21 protein-coding genes, 1 tRNA gene and 1 riboswitch are annotated in these 18,178 nt (G+C 69.1%); of the genes, 18 read left to right on the top strand and 4 right to left on the bottom strand.

Translation table 11 applies throughout. The features are described from left to right. The first annotated feature begins 26 nt into the window (after nucleotides 1–26). The 13 genes from EV644_RS25755 (at nucleotide 27) to EV644_RS25695 (ending at nucleotide 10,184) form a co-directional block, all read left to right on the top strand. Nucleotides 27–236, top strand: coding sequence for a ubiquitin-like protein Pup (locus EV644_RS25755; RefSeq protein ID WP_132191293.1), 210 nt, complete (start codon nucleotides 27–29; stop codon nucleotides 234–236). Nucleotides 237–244: 8 nt separating this feature from the next. Further along, nucleotides 245–1,084 carry a proteasome subunit beta gene (gene prcB, locus EV644_RS25750; RefSeq protein ID WP_132191292.1) on the top strand — a complete coding sequence of 280 codons (840 nt, stop codon included), beginning with the start codon at nucleotides 245–247 and terminating at the stop codon, nucleotides 1,082–1,084. A gap of 31 nt (nucleotides 1,085–1,115) precedes the next feature. Further along, nucleotides 1,116–1,985 carry a proteasome subunit alpha gene (prcA, locus tag EV644_RS25745; RefSeq protein WP_132191291.1) on the top strand — a complete coding sequence of 290 codons (870 nt, stop codon included), beginning with the start codon at nucleotides 1,116–1,118 and terminating at the stop codon, nucleotides 1,983–1,985. Between the two features lie 149 nt (nucleotides 1,986–2,134). Then, nucleotides 2,135–2,668 carry an NUDIX hydrolase gene (locus EV644_RS25740; protein ID WP_158292924.1) on the top strand — a complete coding sequence of 178 codons (534 nt, stop codon included), beginning with the start codon at nucleotides 2,135–2,137 and terminating at the stop codon, nucleotides 2,666–2,668. Nucleotides 2,669–2,749: 81 nt separating this feature from the next. Continuing rightward, nucleotides 2,750–3,418 carry a GNAT family N-acetyltransferase gene (locus EV644_RS25735; protein ID WP_132191289.1) on the top strand — a complete coding sequence of 223 codons (669 nt, stop codon included), beginning with the start codon at nucleotides 2,750–2,752 and terminating at the stop codon, nucleotides 3,416–3,418. A 5-nt stretch (nucleotides 3,419–3,423) separates the two neighbouring features. Continuing rightward, nucleotides 3,424–3,518, top strand: a riboswitch (ZMP/ZTP riboswitch). A 30-nt stretch (nucleotides 3,519–3,548) separates the two neighbouring features. Next, nucleotides 3,549–4,463 (top strand): bifunctional 5,10-methylenetetrahydrofolate dehydrogenase/5,10-methenyltetrahydrofolate cyclohydrolase, encoded by a 915-nt coding sequence (locus tag EV644_RS25730; protein ID WP_305000085.1) that lies wholly within the window; start codon nucleotides 3,549–3,551, stop codon nucleotides 4,461–4,463. Nucleotides 4,464–4,553: 90 nt separating this feature from the next. Further along, entirely contained in the window at nucleotides 4,554–4,922 is a 369-nt protein-coding gene (aroH, locus tag EV644_RS25725) for a chorismate mutase (RefSeq protein ID WP_132191288.1), read from the top strand. A gap of 46 nt (nucleotides 4,923–4,968) precedes the next feature. Next, complete coding sequence (locus EV644_RS25720) at nucleotides 4,969–6,033, top strand: prephenate dehydrogenase (RefSeq protein ID WP_132191287.1); 1,065 nt, start codon at nucleotides 4,969–4,971, stop codon at nucleotides 6,031–6,033. Between the two features lie 10 nt (nucleotides 6,034–6,043). Continuing rightward, nucleotides 6,044–6,727, top strand: coding sequence for a (d)CMP kinase (gene cmk, locus EV644_RS25715; RefSeq protein WP_132191286.1), 684 nt, complete (start codon nucleotides 6,044–6,046; stop codon nucleotides 6,725–6,727). Continuing rightward, nucleotides 6,724–7,452 carry a lysophospholipid acyltransferase family protein gene (locus EV644_RS25710; RefSeq protein ID WP_132191285.1) on the top strand — a complete coding sequence of 243 codons (729 nt, stop codon included), beginning with the start codon at nucleotides 6,724–6,726 and terminating at the stop codon, nucleotides 7,450–7,452. The genes cmk and EV644_RS25710 overlap by 4 nt, the downstream gene beginning before the upstream one ends. Continuing rightward, nucleotides 7,445–8,830 carry a ribosome biogenesis GTPase Der gene (gene der / locus EV644_RS25705; RefSeq protein WP_132191284.1) on the top strand — a complete coding sequence of 462 codons (1,386 nt, stop codon included), beginning with the start codon at nucleotides 7,445–7,447 and terminating at the stop codon, nucleotides 8,828–8,830. Before EV644_RS25710 ends, der begins: the two co-directional genes overlap by 8 nt. 181 nt (nucleotides 8,831–9,011) lie before the next feature. Next, nucleotides 9,012–9,085: transfer RNA gene (locus EV644_RS25700), tRNA-Pro, on the top strand. A 169-nt stretch (nucleotides 9,086–9,254) separates the two neighbouring features. Continuing rightward, nucleotides 9,255–10,184 (top strand): S1C family serine protease, encoded by a 930-nt coding sequence (locus EV644_RS25695; protein WP_132191283.1) that lies wholly within the window; start codon nucleotides 9,255–9,257, stop codon nucleotides 10,182–10,184. Nucleotides 10,185–10,207: 23 nt separating this feature from the next. Here EV644_RS25695 and EV644_RS25690 read toward each other — a convergent pair whose 3' ends face one another. The 4 genes from EV644_RS25690 to EV644_RS25675 all read right to left on the bottom strand — a co-directional run bounded on the left by EV644_RS25690 (nucleotide 10,208) and on the right by EV644_RS25675 (nucleotide 13,099). Further along, the gene (locus EV644_RS25690) at nucleotides 10,208–10,780 is read right to left on the bottom strand and encodes a GNAT family N-acetyltransferase (protein ID WP_132191282.1); all 573 of its coding nucleotides are present in this window, start codon (nucleotides 10,778–10,780) and stop codon (nucleotides 10,208–10,210) included. Nucleotides 10,781–11,013: 233 nt separating this feature from the next. Further along, a complete protein-coding gene (locus EV644_RS25685) occupies nucleotides 11,014–11,613 on the bottom strand; it encodes a hypothetical protein (RefSeq protein ID WP_132191281.1) in 600 nt (199 codons plus the stop codon). Nucleotides 11,614–11,711: 98 nt separating this feature from the next. After that, nucleotides 11,712–12,371, bottom strand: coding sequence for an MBL fold metallo-hydrolase (locus tag EV644_RS25680; protein ID WP_132191280.1), 660 nt, complete (start codon nucleotides 12,369–12,371; stop codon nucleotides 11,712–11,714). Between the two features lie 20 nt (nucleotides 12,372–12,391). Further along, the gene (locus tag EV644_RS25675; RefSeq protein WP_132191279.1) at nucleotides 12,392–13,099 is read right to left on the bottom strand and encodes a maleylpyruvate isomerase family mycothiol-dependent enzyme; all 708 of its coding nucleotides are present in this window, start codon (nucleotides 13,097–13,099) and stop codon (nucleotides 12,392–12,394) included. 183 nt (nucleotides 13,100–13,282) lie between these two features. On the opposite strand from EV644_RS25675, the gene uvrA reads away from it, so the two are divergent. From uvrA to EV644_RS25650, 5 genes are all read left to right on the top strand, one after another. Beyond that, nucleotides 13,283–16,366, top strand: a complete 3,084-nt coding sequence (gene uvrA / locus EV644_RS25670; RefSeq protein WP_132191278.1) for an excinuclease ABC subunit UvrA — start codon at nucleotides 13,283–13,285, stop codon at nucleotides 16,364–16,366. Nucleotides 16,367–16,528: 162 nt separating this feature from the next. Then, nucleotides 16,529–16,861, top strand: a complete 333-nt coding sequence (locus EV644_RS25665; protein WP_132191277.1) for a hypothetical protein — start codon at nucleotides 16,529–16,531, stop codon at nucleotides 16,859–16,861. Nucleotides 16,862–17,005: 144 nt separating this feature from the next. Beyond that, nucleotides 17,006–17,326 (top strand): hypothetical protein, encoded by a 321-nt coding sequence (locus EV644_RS25660; protein ID WP_132191276.1) that lies wholly within the window; start codon nucleotides 17,006–17,008, stop codon nucleotides 17,324–17,326. Nucleotides 17,327–17,343: 17 nt separating this feature from the next. Continuing rightward, a complete protein-coding gene (locus EV644_RS25655; RefSeq protein WP_132191275.1) occupies nucleotides 17,344–17,652 on the top strand; it encodes a hypothetical protein in 309 nt (102 codons plus the stop codon). A 119-nt stretch (nucleotides 17,653–17,771) separates the two neighbouring features. After that, the gene (locus tag EV644_RS25650) at nucleotides 17,772–18,167 is read left to right on the top strand and encodes a DUF6507 family protein (protein WP_132191274.1); all 396 of its coding nucleotides are present in this window, start codon (nucleotides 17,772–17,774) and stop codon (nucleotides 18,165–18,167) included. Nucleotides 18,168–18,178 lie beyond the last annotated feature (11 nt).

Genomic DNA, 18,178 nt, shown 5'->3' with positions numbered 1-18,178 from the left:
CACGGCGGTTCTAGGAGGTGTGTGCCATGGCGAAGGACGGCGGACAGCAGCACAAGCAGACGAAGCGCTCGTCGACCGAGGAAGAGGTCACCGAGGCCAAGTCGAGCGAGGACGTCGCTGAGCGCAAGGAAAGGCTCGACGACGATGTCGACTCGATCCTCGACGAGATCGACGAGGTGCTCGAGGAGAACGCGGAAGAGTTCGTCCGCGGCTTCGTGCAAAAGGGTGGGGAGTGAACCGCTAGATGACATTCGATGCCTCCGGCCGGTTGCCGGAAGCCTTCCTGACCCCAGGTGGCTCGTCCTTCATGGACTTCCTGGCCGGGCACGCGCCCGACCTGTTGCCCGGACGACGCTCCCTGGGGACAGGTGACCTGTCCAAGGACGTCCCGCACGGCACCACGATCGTCGCCGCCACCTTCGAGGGCGGCGTCGTGATGGCCGGCGACCGGCGCGCGACGATGGGCAACATCATCGCCCAGCGGGACATCGAGAAGGTGTTCCCCGCCGACGAGTACTCGTGCGTCGGGATCGCCGGCAGCGCCGGGCTCGCGGTGGAGATGGTGCGGCTGTTCCAGGTCGAGCTGGAGCACTACGAGAAGCTCGAGGGCACCACGCTGAGCCTGGACGGCAAGTCCAACCGGCTGAGCGCGCTGATCCGCGGCAATCTCGCGTTGGCGATGCAGGGCCTGGCCGTGGTGCCGCTGTTCGCGGGCTATGACCAAGACCAGAAGGGCGGCCGGATCTTCTCCTACGACCCGACCGGCGGACGGTACGAGGAGACCTCCTTCCACAGCGTCGGCTCGGGCTCGTTGTTCGCCCGCGGCGCGCTGAAGAAGCTGTACCGGGAGGGCATGTCGGCGACCGACTGCGTGACGGCGACGATCCAGGCGCTGTACGACGCGGCCGACGACGACTCCGCGACCGGTGGGCCGGACATGGCCCGGCGGATCTTCCCAGTGATCGGCGTGGTCACCTCGGACGGCTACCAGCGGATGCCCGAGGAGGAGGTCGGCGCGATCGTCGACTCCATCGTCGCGGCCCGGCTGCAGCGTCCGGACGGCCCGGCCGCACCGCTGACCTGAGCCCTCCCGCGCCTCGATAAGAAGGATTTCCATGAGCGTTCCGTTCTACGTCTCACCCGAACAGCTGATGCGGGACCGGGCCGACTTCGCCCGCAAGGGCATCGCCAAGGGCCGCAGCGCGATCGCCCTGCAGTACGCCGACGGCATCCTGTTCGTCGCGGAGAACCGGTCTCCGGCGCTGCACAAGGTGGCCGAGATCTACGACCGGATGGCCTTCGCCGCCGTCGGCCGGTACAACGAGTTCGAGAACCTGCGGATCGCCGGCGTGCGGCTGGCGGACATGCGCGGGTACTCCTACGACCGCCGTGACGTCACCGGCCGGGCGCTGGCGAACGCCTACGCCCAGACGCTCGGCGCGATCTTCTCCTCCGGCGGCGAGAAGCCGCTCGAGGTGGAGATCCTGGTCGCCGAGATCGGTTCCACCGCCGCCGAAGACCAGATCTACCGCCTCACCTACGACGGTTCGATCGCCGACGTCCGGGGGTACGCCGTGATGGGCGGCCCGGCCGAGCAGGTGGCGGACTACGTGGGCGAGCACTACTCGGAGGGCATCTCGCTCGCGGGCGCGCTCCGGCTCGCGGTGGACGCCCTCGGCCACGACGGCACCGAGACCCGGCAGCTCGAGCCGGACCAGATCGAGGTCGCCGTCCTGGACCGGACCCGGACCCAGGTGCGCAAGTTCAAGCGGATCTCGGAGGAGACGCTGGCCCGGATCCTGTCCGAGTCCAGGCCCGACACCTCCCCGTCCGAGCCGACCACGCACGCGGAGACGGCGGAGACGGTGAACGGCGGCACCTACGAGAGCGACTCCTCGTCCGCCGACGACGCCCCGGTGGCGCCGCCCGAGGACGACGCTCCCATCGCGCCGCCCGAGGACCCGGACACCGACCGCCCTCTGTGAGCGACCAGGAATCGTCCGCCGCGGGAGCACCTCCCGCGGCGGACGACGCTCTTTCGCGGCGGCCCCGGGCTGATGAGCGACCGCGGTCTGACGGCCGGCTTCCGGACAAGCAAGCTGATGGTTCGCGGCCTGGAGATCCGGAGGCTTGGGTGCTGCTGGACGAGAAGCCCGGGTTCGAAGGGTTCCTGACCGTCCGGCTGCGGCGCTACCGGCTGCCGGACGGCCGGGAGGTGGACTGGGATGTCTTCGGCCCGAAGCTCTCGGCTGGGATCACCGCGGGCATCACCGTGCTGCCGCTGACCCCGGAAGGCGGGATCGTCACCGTGCGCATGTTCCGCGCCGGCCCCGACCAGATCGTCACCAACCTCCCGGGTGGTCTGATCGACCCGGGTGAGGAGCCGGACGCGGCCGGTCGGCGGGAACTGGAAGAGGAGACCGGCTACACCTGCGAGTCCATCGAGGTGGTCGGTTGGCACTGGTCGTCGGCCTCGTCGGTCTACCGCAAGTACCTGGCGATCGCCCGCGGCTGCCGACCGGACGGCGTGCAGCACCTGGACGAGACCGAGGACTGCGTCCCGGTGGAACTCACCGTCGAGGAGTTCCGCCGCGAACTCCGCACGCCCGGCGCGATGACCGGCACCGACGCGGCGTACCTGACCCTCGACCACGCCGGCCTCCTGTGACCAGCGGCTTGCACGTCACTGGACTCGTCGGCGCGGCTTAATCCGTTTGCCGGGAGCGATCCAGAGCCCGAGGATGTCCGCGTGCTGATTGATCACTGGCCGCTCCGAGGCCTCCGGCTGACCACCGACCGGCTCGTACTCCGCCTCCCTGACGAGCAGGAGTTGTCGGCACTGGCCGATCTCGCCGCCGGTGGGGTCCACAAGGCCGGCGAACGCCCCTTCCTGACCCCCTGGACCGATCTACCTCCCGCCGAGCGAGCGCGGTACGTCCTCCAGGGGTACTGGAGCTGCCTCGGCAGCTGGACTCCGGACGACTGGGCCCTCGACCTGGGCGTGGTCCAAGGCGACCAACCGATCGGTTTCGTGACGCTCAGGGCCCGTGAGTTCGCCACCCTCCGCGAGGTGAAGACCTCGTCATGGCTCGGCCTCGCCCACCACGGCCAAGGCCTTGGCACCGAAGCCCGTACTGCGCTGCTGCACCTTGCGTTCGAGGGACTCGGCGCTGAGGCGGCACTCTCGGAGGCGTTCCAGGACAACCTCGGGTCCCAGGGGGTGTCCCGCAAGCTCGGCTACCTCCCGGACGGCATCTCCCGCGACGTCCTGCACGGCGAGGTGGTGATCTCGGACCGCCTCCGGCTGACCCGCGAGAACTGGCAGCAGGTCGACCGCCGACCGGTCGAGATCTCCGGGCTGGACAGCTGCCGCGAGTTCTTCCTCGCCGCGGACGGGGCCGGGGGAGCGGAGCGGTAAACTCTACTACGGACCGCTACTGGCGTTGAGGTGGTGTACCACCGGGGAACGGTCCGTCGGCGGATCCGTCGACCAGCAGCCGCGCGCCTGGGCCACCCGACCTGTTCGTCGACGCCCGAAGGAGCGCGCCATGACCTCTCCCAGCAACCACACCCTCACGTTCTCGAACCCGGACGACCCCAAGTCCGCGCCCCGCGAAGCCGCTCGGCTGATGGTGGGGACGGACCTCGCCGCGGAGATGGTGGCGAAGGCCGCCGAGCGCGCGAAGGCGTTGAAGGACGCGACCGGGGTCGAGGCCTGCCTGGCGACCGTGCTGGTGGGGGATGACCCGGCGTCGGCGACGTACGTCCGGATGAAGCAGAACCGCAGCAAGAAGGCGGGCATCGGCTCGCTCAGCGTGGTCCTGCCCGCCGAGACCACCACCGAGGAGCTCGTCGCCGAGCTGCGCAAGCTCTCGGAAGACCCGAAGGTGCACGGGATCCTGCTGCAGCACCCGGTACCGGCTCACATCGACGAGCGTGCCGCATTCGAGGCGATCGACCCGGCCAAGGACGTCGACGGGGTCACCATGCACGCTTTCGCCGCGATGGCCTTTGGTGAGCCCGGGTTCCGCTCGTGCACGCCGGGTGGAATCATCCGCCTGCTCGAGGCGTACGACGTACCGCTGGCCGGCGCCCACGCGGTCGTCATCGGCCGCAGCCCGATCCTCGGCAAGCCGGTCGGGATGTTGCTCCTGGCATCGAACGCGACGGTCACCTACACCCACTCGAAGACCCGCGACCTGGCGGACATCGTGAAGACCGCCGACATCGTGGTCGCGGCGGTCGGCAAGGCGAACTTCGTCCGCGGCAGCTGGCTGAAGCCCGGCGCGGTCGTCATCGACGCCGGCTACAACGAGAACAACACCGGCGATGTCCACTTCGAAGAGGCCACCCTGGTAGCCGGCCTCATCACCCCAGTCCCGGGCGGAGTCGGCCCCATGACCATCGCCCTCCTCCTGGAACAAACCGTCGCCGCCGCCGAGGCGCAGACCACCACCGCCTGAGGGGCAGAATCCGAGACGGCTGTCCGTCTGTTGGCGGGGCTGTCCTAGGGTTGAGGTAGGTAGGGACGACGAAACCAGGAGGCAGGCGCTGTGGCGGTACGGGCGATCCGGGGTGCCACCCAGCTAGAGGTGGACGAGCGCGAGCATCTGCTCGATCGGTCCGCGGAGCTGGTCCGGGCGGTACTCGAGGCGAACGATCTCGACTCCGCGGACCTGATCAGCATCCTGTTCACCGTCACGCCGGACCTGCACTCGGAGTTCCCGGCGGTGGCCGGCCGGCAGATCGGGCTGACGGACGTCCCGCTGATGTGCATGCAGGAGATCGACGTGCCGCACGCGCTGCCGCGGGTGGTCCGGATGATGGTGCACGTCGAGACGTCGCGCTCGCGGGAGAAGATCCAGCACGTCTACCTGCACGGCGCCGTCAGCCTGCGCCCGGACCTCACCGGCGCCCAGTGAAGACCCCAGTGAACGCCCCAGTGAGCACCGCAACGGTGGTCGACCGATGACCGAGCTCCGCGGTCCGGTCCGGATCGTCGGCACCGGCCTCATCGGTACGTCGATCGGCCTGGCGCTCGGGCGGCTCGGCGTCGTGGTCGAGCTGGTGGACGCCGACCCGGACAACGCACTGATGGCGGAGCGGATCGGCGCCGGTTCGCGGCTGGTCCAGATCGAGCCGCAGCTGGTCGTCGTCGCAGTACCGCCGGACCACGTCGGCGCGGTGATCGCCGAGCAGCTGCGCCAGACCGACGCGGTGATCACCGACGCGGCGAGCGTGAAGTCGAAGCCGCTCACCGATGCGTCCGCCCTCACCGACGACCTCAGCCGCTACGTCGGCAGTCACCCGATGGCCGGCTCCGAGCGATCCGGCCCGCTCGCCGGCCGAGCCGATCTCTTCGACGGCGCGACCTGGGCGATCACCCCGCACGAGACCAGTGACCCCAAGGCCGTCGACCTCGTACGTCGTCTCGCCGAGGCGGCCGGGGCTCGTACGGTCGAGCTGTCCGTGCAGGACCACGATCTCGCCGTCGCCCGGGTGTCCCACCTGCCGCACCTGATGTCGGCGTTGGCCGCCGGCACCCTCGTCGACGCACCGAACTCCCACCTCGAGCTTGCCGGGCAGGGCGTCCGCGACGTCACCCGGATCGCGGCCGGCGACCCTCGGCTGTGGACCCAGATCGTGTCCGCGAACTCGACCGCGCTGACCGGCCTGCTCGAGCGGATCCGCGACGAGCTCGACCGGATGCTCGTTGCCCTAGGCAAGGAAGAGGCGGGGGAGGAGCTCGCCTCGATCCTCGGCCAGGGCGTGTCCGGCGCGGTCCGGGTTCCCGGCAAGCACGGCGCCCCGCACATCGAGCTGGTCCCGGTGCTCGTCACCATCCCCGACCGGCCCGGCCAGCTGGCCCGGCTGTTCGCGGACGCGGCCGAGTCCGGCGCCAACGTCGAGGACCTGCGGATCGACCACAGCCCGGGCCGACCGGTCGGTGAGGTCGAGCTGGCGGTCAAACCGGCCTCGGTGGATCAGCTGGTCCGGGTACTGACCGAACGTGGCTGGTCCGTTCACCGGTAACCTTCGGCCCATGATCATCGCTGTTGACGGCCCGAGCGGTTCCGGCAAGTCGAGTACCGCCCGTGGTGTCGCGACCAAGCTGGGGCTGCGCTACCTCGACACCGGAGCGATGTACCGGGCGGTGACCTGGTCGGCGCTGGAACACGGCCTCGACCTGGACGACACCGCGGCGGTCGCCGCGCGAGCCTGCGCACTGGTGCTGTCGGTCAGCACGGATCCGCAGCGGGCCCAGTTCGCCGCCGACGGCACCGACGTCACGGAGGCGATCCGGGACCCGCGGATCAGCGCCAGCGTCAGCAAGATCGCCACCAACCTGGACGTGCGCAAGGAGCTGATCCGCCGCCAGCGCGAGATCATCGAGCAGTCCCAGCCGACCGGCGGGGCGGTGGTCGAGGGCCGCGACATCGCGACCGTGGTCGCTCCGCAGGCCGAGCTGAAGGTGCTGCTGACCGCCGACCAGGACGCCCGGATGGCCCGCCGCAAGGCCGAACTGGCCGACGCGGTCACCGCCGAGCAGTTGCGCGACCAGATCGTTCGCCGCGACGCCGACGACGCCACCGTCTCGCAGTTCCTGGTGGCCTCCGACGGCGCCGTCGAGATCGATTCGACCCATTTGTCCCTGGAGGAGGTCGTCGACGTGATCTGCCGGCTCGCGAAGGAGGCTGAGGCCGCGCCGCGCGACCAGGAGTCATGACCGCCGAACTGACCGGGCACCAGGACCTGCCCCGCACAGACGACCTACCCCCGCTGCCGCACCGGCTCGGCAGCGTGATGCGCCATTTGGTCGGGCCGTACTTCCGCCGGCGCTACGACGTGACCGTGCACCACGAGGACAACTTCCCCCGGACCGGCCCGGTACTGCTCGCCCCCAACCACCTCGGCCTGCTGGACGGACCGCTGCTGGGTTCCACCGCCCCGAGGATGCTCCACCAGCTCGGCAAGATCGAGGCCTTCGGTGGTCTCCAGGGGTTCCTCCTGCAGCGTGCCGGGCAGATTCCCGTCGACCGTTCGACGTACGACGTAGGGGCCATCCGCCGGTCGATCCAGGTACTGCGGGACGACCGCGTGCTGAGCATCTACCCCGAGGGCACCAGAGGGCCGGGGGACTTCCGCCGGGTCCGGACCGGGATCGCCTACCTGGCCATGGTGACCGGGGCGCCGATTCTGCCCGTGGCGCTGCTCGGGACCCGGCTGCCGGGTGGGAACGTGGAGCACTTTCCGCCCCGGGGGAGCCGGGTGGACGTGGTATATGGCGAGACCTTCGCCTTGGACCGCGTACCCTTTCCTCGGAGGCACTCCGACGTACGCGCGGTTGCCGACCAGATCGGCGAGGTGTTGCGGGCGCATGTCCGGGCGGCCGTCGAAGCCACCGGCCACCCGCTTCCGGGTAAGCCAGACCAGAAGGATCCTGATGAGTGACCTGCCCACCGGCTACGGCGATGCCTTCGCCGAGACGACCCACGACCGCGAAGACACAGGCCCCGTGCCCGTGCTGGCGATCGTCGGCCGGCCGAACGTCGGCAAGTCCACGTTGGTGAACCGGATCATCGGCCGCCGCGAGGCTGTGGTCGAGGACACACCCGGCGTCACCCGCGACCGGGTCCCGTACGACGCGAACTGGTCCGGGCGCGAGTTCACCGTGGTCGACACGGGTGGCTGGGACCCCGACGCCGTCGGCATGGCCGCGCTGGTCGCCGCTCAGGCAGAGGTGGCGATCAACGCCGCTGACGCCGTTCTTTTCGTGGTGGACGCGACCGTCGGGATCACCGATGCCGACGAGGCCGTAGTACGGGTGCTGCGCAAGTCCGGCAAGCCGGTCGTGCTGGCCGCCAACAAGGTCGACGACCAGCGGGTCGAGGCCGAGGCGATGAACCTGTGGAGCCTGGGCATCGGGGAGCCGTTCCCGGTGTCGGCGATGCACGGCCGCGGTACCGGCGACATGCTGGACGCTGTGCTGGCCGCCCTGCCGGAGGCGCCGCGCGAGCGGGACGCCGAGACCGCGGGACCTCGCCGGGTCGCGATCGTCGGCAAGCCGAACGTCGGCAAGTCCTCGCTGCTGAACAAGGTGGCCAAGGAGGACCGCGTCGTCGTCAGCGACGTCTCCGGGACGACGGTCGACCCGGTGGACGAGTTCATCACGCTGGGTGGGAAGCCGTGGCGGTTCATCGACACCGCCGGCATCCGCCGCAAGGTGAAGAACGTCCAGGGTCACGAGTACTACGCGAGCCTGCGCACCAACAGCGCGATCGAGCGCGCCGAGGTGGTCGTCGTGGTGATCGACGCCTCCGAGCCGATGAGCGAGCAGGATCTGCGGATCATGAACTCGGTCGAGGAGGCCGGCAAGGCGCTGGTGATCGCCTACAACAAGTGGGACATGGTCGACGAGGACCGGCGCTACTACCTGGAGCGCGAGATCGACCGCGACCTGGTCCAGTTCCGCTGGGCGCCGCGGGTGAACATCAGCGCGCTGACCGGCCGGCACATGGAGAAGCTCGTGCCCGCCATCGAGGCCGCGCTGGACGGCTGGCAGACCCGCGTCCCGACCGGCCAGCTGAACGCGTTCCTCGGCCGCCTGGTCGCGGCGCACCCGCACCCGGTGCGCAGCGGCAAGCAGCCGAAGATCCTGTTCGGCACCCAGGCGACCACGATGCCCCCGACGTTCGCGATCTTCACCTCCGGCGCGTTCGAGCCGTCGTACCAGCGCTTCATCGAACGCCGGCTGCGCGAGGACTTCGGCTTCGTCGGCAGCCCCGTGCACGTCCAGATCCGCCCGCGGAAGAAGAAGGAGAAGCGCTGACCGGCTTCTCGTTGCCATAAGCAACGGTGTGGCCGCGGCCCTGCTCACCAGGCCGCGGCTCGCTCCGGTGGAGCCCCGGAGCAGGGGGTCCGCACGTCCATCGAGACACCCGCGACCCGTGGTGAGAAACGCCCCGGGAATGGGGTAAGGTTTACCCGCTCGCTCCTGAGGAGCAAGTGTTCGGGCTGTGGCGTAGTTTGGTAACGCGTTCGGCTGGGGGCCGAAAGATCGCAGGTTCAAATCCTGTCAGCCCGACCCTGCAAGGGCACCGACCTGGTCGGTGCCCTTCGTGTTTTCCGGAGTTCTGCTGCCCTCCCCGCCGGGGTCGAGGGAGCAGGCGTCACCAGCTACGGCTAGGAAGTTCGGTGCCAGAGTGCTGCCAGCGCTTGATTGCGGGGTAATGATGTAATCAGGAGGCAGCGAGATGATGGATGACGACGTACTGGACGCCTACTCCCGGGTGGTCTCGGGAGTGGCGGAGCATTTGATCCCGCGGGTGGCGAGCCTGCGGGTGCAGGGGCGGCGCGGTGACTCGTCCGGGTCGGCCGTGGTACTCACTGGAGACGGGCACCTGCTCACAAACGCACATGTGGTCGGCGACGGCGGCAGTGCGACCGCGGAGTTCGCGGACGGTACGACGGCGCAGGCGCGCGTGGCCGGGGTGGACCGGCTGTCCGACCTGGCGGTACTGCGAGCCGACCGGGAGATCCCGGATCCACCGGAGTACGGGGACGCGGATCGGCTGAAGGTCGGGAACCTGGTGGTTGCCGTGGGCAATCCGCTGGGCCTGGCGGGTAGCGTCACGGCCGGCGTGGTGAGCGCTCTCGGGCGTTCTCTGCCGGTCCGCCTCGGAACCGCGAGCAGGATCATCGAGGACGTGATCCAGACCGACGCGGCGCTGAACCCGGGCAACTCGGGCGGAGCACTTGCCGACGGCAATGGCCGGGTGATCGGTATCAACACGGCGGTCGCGGGCATCGGCCTCGGTCTCGCGGTGCCGATGAACCCGACGACGCGACGCATCATCTACTCGCTGCTCCACGACGGCCGCGTCCGCCGCGCGTACCTCGGCCTGGTGACGACCCCGGCGCCGCTCCGACCACAACTGGCCGAGCGCTTCGGCCAGCGATCTGCCCTGCGAGTGGTCGAGGTGATCTCCGGCAGCCCCGCCGCCCTGGCCGGCCTACGCCAGGGAGACCTGGTCCTGGCAGTCGACGGCACCCCACTCCGAGACGCCCAATCCCTCCAACGCCAGCTCTTCGCCGACGCCATCGGCCGCCGCACCGAAGTCACCGCAGTCCGCAATGGCGCCCTGGTGGACGTAGTAGCCCACCCCGCCGAACTAACTGACTGAACCCCTAACCCTCAGCCAAACCCTCACTCGGGCAATTGCTTCCACTGCGCGACGAGGGGCGCCCGCAGGAGTACGCAGGTGCCGGGCTGCAGGGGAGCGCCCGGAAAGGTGAAGTCACGGGTCACCTCCTCGAAGCCGAACCTCTCGTGGAGGTCGAGGATCGCGCCGTTGGCGAGGTTCGCGAAGTACCAGATGGAGTCGGCGCGCTCGGCCGTCCACCGCATCCGTTCGAGCGTGAGCAGCTCGCCGATCCCGTGCCGCCGCCACCCGGCCGCGACGATCAGCCCGATCAGGAAATACCCACTCGGCGCCGTATCGGCTGGATGCTCAGGCAACCGCTCATGCCGAATCACCCCGCCATACCCGACCACCTGCTCGTCCGCCCCGGACCCCGCGCAGGCGACCGCGACGTACCGCTCCGGATCCTCGAGATCACCCTGCAACCGCTCGACCCGCTCCTCGGCCGGACCACCGGTCCGCGACACGATCAACTCCGCGCAGACGGCGAGGTCAGCAGCCCGCGCACCCCGCACCGAGATCACGTCATTCGCAGGGTGGCGAGAAGCCTCAGGGTCATAAGCGGCGAATCCATTCACGTCCGAAGCCTAGTGTCCCGTCGAGCCTCAACAGGACCGCCGCGTAGGCCACCGGCGGGAGCTGGAGGACACCAGCGACGTCCCGTGCAGCACGATCAACGACCCGAGCGGTACATCACTCGGGAGACCGCGACCTCCCCGGCATCCGGATACGGCGGCTGATGCGGGGAAGCGACGCCGATGCTGACCCGGCACCGGCGTCGGACTCATCGTTGCCCCGTTCTGAGGTTGCCTCAGGTCGTGATGGGCGGTGAGAGCTGGGCGCCGTTCGCCCGCTCCTGTGCCGCGGCCCGGCGGGCGTGCCGCATGCCCAGCAGGCCGAGAATCAGCAGGATGATCGCTCCGATGTACGCGCCGATCGCCGCAATGCCGGCGATGGTGCCCATCGTGGCGAACGCGTAGCCGTAGAGCAGCAGGCCGCGCAGCGTGTTGCCTTGGAACAAGGTCTCGCGCAGTCCGGCGAGCGCCTGACCCTGCGGGGAGGCCTTCTCTGCGATGGTCATGGCCTGGTACTCGCCGCTTACCTGCTGGTAGGTGCGGCCGTCGGAGGCGGCGTTCATGTGCACGAGGATGTAGTGGTCGGCGTAGGCCTTGGCCTCGGGGCCGGTGTCCAAGGGGCTGCCGGCGTACTGTTCGAGCGCGTCACGGTCCTCCTGCGGCAGCGACTCCAGTGCCTGACCCTCAGGCATCGTGATGCCCTGGATGGATAGCTGGCTCTCGACCTCGTTGCCGATGAAGACGTAGGCCCAGGTCAGCAGAGCGCCCGCCAACAAGAGAAACGCGGCGAGCAACAAGCCGGTCCACGAGATGAGTTTGTCGAACGAGGAACGCATCGGAGGCTCCCTTCGCGGCGCGACGATCGTGCCGTTGCTTCGACGATAGGGATCCTCCGGACCGCCTCGCATGACCCGCCAGGGGTGATAGCCAGCCGCTACCAACCGCGGGCGCGCCACTCCGGGAGGCTGGGTCGTTCGGCGCCGAGGCTGGTGTCGGCGCCGTGGCCGGGGTAGACCCAGGTCTCGTCCGGGAGCCGGTCGAAGAGCTTGGTCTCCACGTCGTTCAGGAGCGACCGGAAGTTCTCGGCGTCACCGCGGGTGTTGCCGACGCCACCCGGAAACAGGGAGTCGCCGGTGAATACATGTGGCGGCCCGGTCGGGTCGTCGTACAGCAGGGCGATCGAGCCGGGTGTGTGGCCGACGAGGTGGATCACCTCGAGTCCGATCTGGCCGAAGTGGATGCGGTCGCCGTCCTCGACGGGCTCGTCGGTCGGCACCTCGATGCCCTCGGCGTCATACTGGCCCGCGATGGTCTGGGCACTGGTCCGCGCGACGACCTCGGCGAGCGCCTGCCAGTGGTCGCCGTGCCGGTGCGTGGTGATCACTTTGCTGATGCCTTCGGAGCCGATCACGTTCAGCAGGGTGTTCGCGTCGTTGGCGGCGTCGATCAGCACCTGCTCGTCGGTGAGGCGGCAGCGCAGCAGGTACGCGTTGTTGTCCATCGGGCCCACGGCGACCTTGGTGATCATCAGTTGCGCGAGCTCGTGCGTCTGCGCGGGACCACCGACATGGACGTTGCCGTGATACTCCGTCATGCGTTCTCCCATAGCTCGTGTCATCCCCAGGGCGGCGGTTCCGGCAGCGTGCCCTCGAGCGTGAGGGTGCTCCCGTCGGTCCGGCCGAGCGCCCAGCCCAGCAGCGCCGCGGTGCCGCCAGTGATGATCCTTGCACCGGCGGGCCGCTCAGGCGACGACCAGGTCGAGTCCGAGCTCCGCAGTACCGCGTTGAAGTCGTCGGGCCACCTGGTGGTCACGTAGGTGAGCAGCGCCTCGCGGGACCCGGCCGGTACGTCGTCGAAGGTGTAGCCGAGGCCCAGGTCGACGTGGTGCACCTCCAGTTCGTTGAGGCGAGCCGCCACGATCTGGTCCGCGGTGCGGGTCGTTCCACTGGGCCAGGTGACCTCCGCGGCCCAGGCCTCCGCCGGGAGATCCTCGAACCGCTCCAGCAGCCGGGCTTCGGCCGCCTGGATATCCTGGAGCTGTACTGCGATCGGCCGCGCGGCGCCTGCCTCGATGTCGGACTCGCGGGCCTCCACGGACACGTACATCGGCTTGCGCACGCCGGTGAGAGCCCAGTCACACAGATTCACCAGGGCGTCGGCGTTGCGGGCGACGTGGCTGAGCACGTGCCCGAGGGTCCAGCGGGGCAGCAGCGACGGGCGCAGTACGTCGGCGTCCGTCAGCCGGGCGGCGGTGGCCAGCAGTCTCCGGTTAGCGGACGGTAACTCCGCCAGCAGCCGGCTCGTTTGCGGGGGTACGACCATGGTCGAAGACTATCGAATATGCTTTCGAAGAGGCTGCATCCTGGCCGTCGGAGACTTCGCGGAAGTTTTTGTCGGAGGGCCTCGTTAGCATGATCGGGCATGTCCCCGGAGCGTGTCGGGAAGCCTGTTGATGGGCACCCGGAGCGTCCCACGAAACCCTCGAGAACGGCTGAGAGTGAGCTTGTGTCTGATCGTCTGATCGTGCGTGGAGCGCGTGAGCACAACCTGAAGGACGTCTCGCTCGACCTGCCGCGCGACGCCATGATCGTCTTCACCGGGCTGTCCGGGTCCGGCAAGTCCAGCCTGGCCTTCGACACGATCTTCGCCGAGGGCCAGCGGCGCTACGTCGAGTCGCTCTCGGCGTACGCGCGCCAGTTCCTCGGCCAGATGGACAAACCGGACGTCGACTTCATCGAGGGCCTGTCGCCCGCGGTCTCGATCGACCAGAAGTCCACCTCGAAGAACCCGCGCTCGACCGTCGGCACGATCACCGAGGTCTACGACTACCTCCGGCTGCTGTTCGCCCGCGCGGGCCGGCCGCACTGTCCCGAGTGCGGCGAGCCGATCAGCCGGCAGACCCCGCAGCAGATCGTGGACCGCGTCCTCGACCTGGACGAGGGCACCCGGTTCCAGGTGCTCGCTCCGGTCATTCGCGGCCGCAAGGGGGAGTACCTCGACCTCTTCCGGCAGCTGACCGGTCAGGGCTTCTCCCGCGCCCGGGTGGACGGCGAGACCATCCAGCTGACCGAGCCGCCGAAGCTGGACAAGCAGAAGAAGCACACCATCGACGTCGTGGTCGACCGGCTCGCGGTCAAGGGTTCCGCGAAGCAGCGGCTGACCGACTCGGTGGAGACCGCGCTCGGCCTGTCCGGCGGCATCATCACGCTCGACTTCGTCGACCTGCCGGAGGACGACCCGCACCGCGAGCGCCGGTTCTCCGAGAAGCTCTCCTGCCCGAACGACCACCCCCTGGCCATCGACGAATTGGAGCCGCGCTCGTTCTCGTTCAACTCGCCGTACGGCGCCTGCCCGGTCTGCTCCGGGCTCGGCACCCGGATGGAGGTGGACCCGGAGCTGCTGGTCCCGGACCCGTCGAAGTCCCTCGACGAGGGTGCGATCCAGCCGTGGTCGGGGCAGAACGTCTCGCAGTACTTCGAGCGGTTGCTCGGCGCGCTGGCCAAGGACCTCAAGATCAAGACGAGCACGCCGTTCGGCGAACTCCCGGCCAAGGCGAAGAAGTCCCTGCTGACCGGGCACGACCGCCAGGTGCACGTCTCGTACAAGAACCGCTACGGCCGCGAGCGCTCGTACTACACCACCTTCGAGGGTGTGATCCCGTACGTCGAGCGCCGGCACGCGGAGTCGTCCAGTGACACCAGCCGGGAGCGCTTCGAGGGCTACATGCGCGAGGTTCCGTGCCTCGCCTGCAACGGCGCCCGGCTGAAGCCGATCTCGCTCGCGGTCACGATGGGCGGCAAGAACATCGCCGAGGTGAGCGCGATGTCGATCGACGAGGTGCACGCGTTCCTCGCCGACATGGAGCTGAGCCCACGGGAGAAGCAGATCGCGGAGCGGGTGGTCAAGGAGATCGGCGAGCGGCTGCGGTTCCTGCTCGACGTGGGCCTGGACTACCTGGCGCTGAACCGGCCGGCCGGCTCGCTGTCCGGCGGTGAGGCGCAGCGGATCCGGCTCGCGACGCAGATCGGCTCCGGCCTGGTCGGCGTCCTCTACGTGCTGGACGAGCCGTCGATCGGTCTGCACCAGCGGGACAACCGCCGGCTGATCGACACCTTGGTCCGGCTGAAGGACCTGGGCAACACGCTGATCGTGGTCGAGCACGACGAGGACACCATCGACCACGCCGACTGGGTGGTCGACATCGGCCCGGGTGCCGGCGAGCACGGCGGCCAGGTCGTCGTCTCCGGCACGGTCGAGGACCTGCGCAACCACCCGGACTCGATCACCGGTGCGTACATCTCGGGCCGTCGCGAGATCCCGATCCCGCCGGTGCGGCGGCCGTTGACGGAGGGCCGCGAGCTCACCGTGTACGGCGCGCGCGAGCACAATCTGCAGGACATCGACGTGACGATCCCGCTCGGGGTCTTCGTCGCGGTCACCGGGGTGTCCGGCTCGGGCAAGTCGACGCTCGTGAACGACATCCTCTACACGTCGCTCGCGCGGCAGATCTACGGCGCCCGGACGATCCCCGGCCGGCACACGAAGATCTCCGGGATGGAACTCGTCGACAAGGTGATCCACGTCGACCAGTCACCGATCGGCCGTACGCCGAGGTCGAACCCGGCGACGTACACGGGAGTCTGGGACCACGTCCGCAAGCTGTTCGCGGAGACGCCGGAGGCGAAGGTCCGGGGCTACCAGCAGGGCCGGTTCTCGTTCAACGTCAAGGGCGGCCGCTGCGAGGCCTGCTCGGGTGACGGCACGCTGAAGATTGAGATGAACTTCCTGCCCGACGTCTACGTGCCCTGCGAGGTGTGCCACGGCGCCCGGTACAACCGGGAGACGCTCGAGGTGCACTACAAGGGCAAGACGGTCGCGGACATCCTGGACATGCCGATCGAGGAGGCCGCCGACTTCTTCGCGGCGATCCCGGCGATCGCCCGGCACCTGACCACGCTGAACGAGGTCGGTCTGGGGTATGTTCGGCTCGGCCAGCCCGCACCGACCCTGTCCGGCGGTGAGGCCCAGCGGGTCAAGCTGGCGTCGGAGCTGCAGAAGCGGTCGACCGGGCGCACGGTCTACGTGCTGGACGAGCCGACCACCGGTCTGCACTTCGAGGACATCCGCAAGTTGCTGGGCGTGCTCGGCAGCCTGGTGGACAAGGGCAACTCGGTGCTGGTCATCGAGCACAACCTCGACGTGATCAAGACCGCGGACTGGATCGTCGACCTCGGCCCGGACGGCGGCCGCCGCGGTGGCACGCTCGTCGCGGAAGGCACCCCGGAGGAGGTCGCGGCGAACCCGAACTCCTACACCGGTGAGTTCCTCGCGGAGATCCTGCACGGTCGTGCCGCGAAGCCGAGTGCGAAGGAGCTCGCGGCCGCGGCGAAGTCCGGCGGCACCACGGCGACCGCCCAGAAGACCGCGAACGGAACTGCCACGAAGGCGGCCAACGGTGCTGCGAAGAAGGCGGCCAACGGTGCGGTGAAGAAGGTCGCGACCGGGGCAGCGAAGAAGGTGGCGACGAAGACCGCCGCCAAGAAGGCTCCGGCGAAGAAGACCGCCGCCGCCAAGCGCGTGGCGCGCTAGCAGTACAGGATCACGCGCTAGCAGTACAAGGGATCAACCGTCGGCCAGGAGTGTCATGCTCCTGGCCGACGGTGCGTTCGTGGCCGATGGTGCAGTCCTGGCGAACCTTTCACCGTCTAGATTTGGGCGCGCGTTGTGTTCGGTCCGGATGAAGGGGAGTACGTGTCGCGCCAGTACGACACCCAGCTGATCGAGTCGGTGGCGGTGCGCCGCAGGCGTCTGCGGGAGGCCTGGCTGTTCGGTTCGGCCCGATCGCGGAACACCCTCGACGAGGGTGTCACCAAGCTGTTCGCGAGCGCGGCGGTGGCCGCCGTCGTCTGCGCGGGCTGCGTGGGTTACTCCTTCCTCCAGGACCAGCGTGGCAAGAATCCCGGTGGTCCGGTGGCGCCGAGCCCGAGTGCTCCGGCCACTTCGGGGCCTACGGCCCCTATCGGTACGCCGACCGCCGGCACCTCGTCGAACACGCCGAAACCGCCAACCCCGTCACGATCCTGAGCCTTCGCCGAGCTTCGGCGGGGACGATCCTGGGCCTTCGCGCAGGAGCCGGGGCGACCCCATCCGCGTCTAGGGTGGAGCAGGTCGGGAGTCGAGACCATCACTTCGGAGGGACACGCAGCAGTGAGTGGACAGCGTTGGGACATGGGCAAGGACACCCTGAGCACCCTGGCCAAGAAGACGGGCACGAACACGTCCGACCTCGGTGGCCTGGTGAAGCGCCTGGCCGCGGCCGCACAGCCGCTGGAGGGCAAACTGCAGGGCGGCGGTCACGATGCGTTCATGAGTTTCAAGGGCCGCGTCGACAAGATCGCGGCGGACCTGAATGCCGGGATGTCGGCGATCGCGGCGGGCCAGCAGGGCATGGACAAGGCGGTCCGCACCGCGGAGACCGACATGAGCCAGGCCGCCAAGAAGGCAGAAGGCGCGGCGAACTTCGACGCCGCCAAGTTCGGCAACCGCTGAGACGGGGAGTAGCTCACATGTCAGGTCGTACCGGATTCGACAGCAGCGCCAGCGGCGAGACCCAGGCGGGGATCAAGAGCCTGTCGGGCCAGATCGAGACCCTGCTCGCGCAGCACAAGTCGAACGTCAAGGCGATGCGCGCGGACGCCACCATGACCAAGGTGATGGACGACTACGGCGCGGTCGAGGAGAAGTTCAACGCCGCCGCGGCCGAGGTGCAGGGCATCATCAAGTCGCTGGCCGAGACGCTGAAGCAGTTCGACGGCATCGGCGAGACCGCGCACAGCAGCGCCGCCAGCGCAGTACGAGGAATGACCAACAGCTGATCGCGACCCATCGGGTCCGGCCACCAGCACGCCCGCGTGTGCTGGCGGTGAGCTACGCCGCCGGGACGGCGGATCGATCAATCGTTGAGCCCCGGGCGGGGCATCGAGAGGTATGAAGCATGGTCAAGTGGACCGTCGAATCCGCCGCGGCGATGGACAGCCTGAAGGGCCTCCAGACGCAGGCCGGCGGCTTCGAGAGCATCGGCAGGAAGCTCGGCGACTCGTTGCAGACCGCTGCCACGCAGGCGTCGATGAGCGGCAAGGGCGGCCCGATCGGGATCGCCATCAGCGAGTTCATCGACAAGTGGAAGGACTCGCTGCCGGGCATGGTGAAACACACCGGCGACGTCCTGCAGGGCACTTCGAAGGCACTCACGGCCCTGGCCAATGGTCAGCAGGAGATGGCACTGGCCGCCCAGCGCGGGATCCAGCGCGCCGAGGGCGTCGACCCGCGGGCCGTGATCGCCTCCGCTGCCCAATCCGCCAAGCCCAAGCCGTCGCCGCACGTGGTCTGACCGGGAGACGA

The organism is Kribbella orskensis (assembly GCF_004342085.1).
Taxonomy (GTDB): Bacteria; Actinomycetota; Actinomycetes; order Propionibacteriales; family Kribbellaceae; genus Kribbella; species Kribbella orskensis.
This window is presented reverse-complemented; position numbering and strand designations above follow the sequence as displayed.

Bases quoted from the DNA above. Each gene is read 5' to 3' on its own strand.
- EV644_RS25755 (WP_132191293.1), top strand. From the start codon at position 27: ATGGCGAAGGACGGCGGACAGCAGCACAAGCAGACGAAGCGCTCGTCG.
- prcB (WP_132191292.1), top strand. From the start codon at position 245: ATGACATTCGATGCCTCCGGCCGGTTGCCGGAAGCCTTCCTGACCCCA.
- prcA (WP_132191291.1), top strand. From the start codon at position 1,116: ATGAGCGTTCCGTTCTACGTCTCACCCGAACAGCTGATGCGGGACCGG.
- EV644_RS25730 (WP_305000085.1), top strand. From the start codon at position 3,549: ATGACCTCTCCCAGCAACCACACCCTCACGTTCTCGAACCCGGACGAC.
- EV644_RS25720 (WP_132191287.1), top strand. From the start codon at position 4,969: ATGACCGAGCTCCGCGGTCCGGTCCGGATCGTCGGCACCGGCCTCATC.
- cmk (WP_132191286.1), top strand. From the start codon at position 6,044: ATGATCATCGCTGTTGACGGCCCGAGCGGTTCCGGCAAGTCGAGTACC.
- EV644_RS25710 (WP_132191285.1), top strand. From the start codon at position 6,724: ATGACCGCCGAACTGACCGGGCACCAGGACCTGCCCCGCACAGACGAC.
- der (WP_132191284.1), top strand. From the start codon at position 7,445: ATGAGTGACCTGCCCACCGGCTACGGCGATGCCTTCGCCGAGACGACC.
- EV644_RS25695 (WP_132191283.1), top strand. From the start codon at position 9,255: ATGATGGATGACGACGTACTGGACGCCTACTCCCGGGTGGTCTCGGGA.
- EV644_RS25685 (WP_132191281.1), bottom strand. From the start codon at position 11,613: ATGCGTTCCTCGTTCGACAAACTCATCTCGTGGACCGGCTTGTTGCTC.
- EV644_RS25680 (WP_132191280.1), bottom strand. From the start codon at position 12,371: ATGACGGAGTATCACGGCAACGTCCATGTCGGTGGTCCCGCGCAGACG.
- EV644_RS25675 (WP_132191279.1), bottom strand. From the start codon at position 13,099: ATGGTCGTACCCCCGCAAACGAGCCGGCTGCTGGCGGAGTTACCGTCC.
- EV644_RS25660 (WP_132191276.1), top strand. From the start codon at position 17,006: ATGGGCAAGGACACCCTGAGCACCCTGGCCAAGAAGACGGGCACGAAC.
- EV644_RS25655 (WP_132191275.1), top strand. From the start codon at position 17,344: ATGTCAGGTCGTACCGGATTCGACAGCAGCGCCAGCGGCGAGACCCAG.
- EV644_RS25650 (WP_132191274.1), top strand. From the start codon at position 17,772: ATGGTCAAGTGGACCGTCGAATCCGCCGCGGCGATGGACAGCCTGAAG.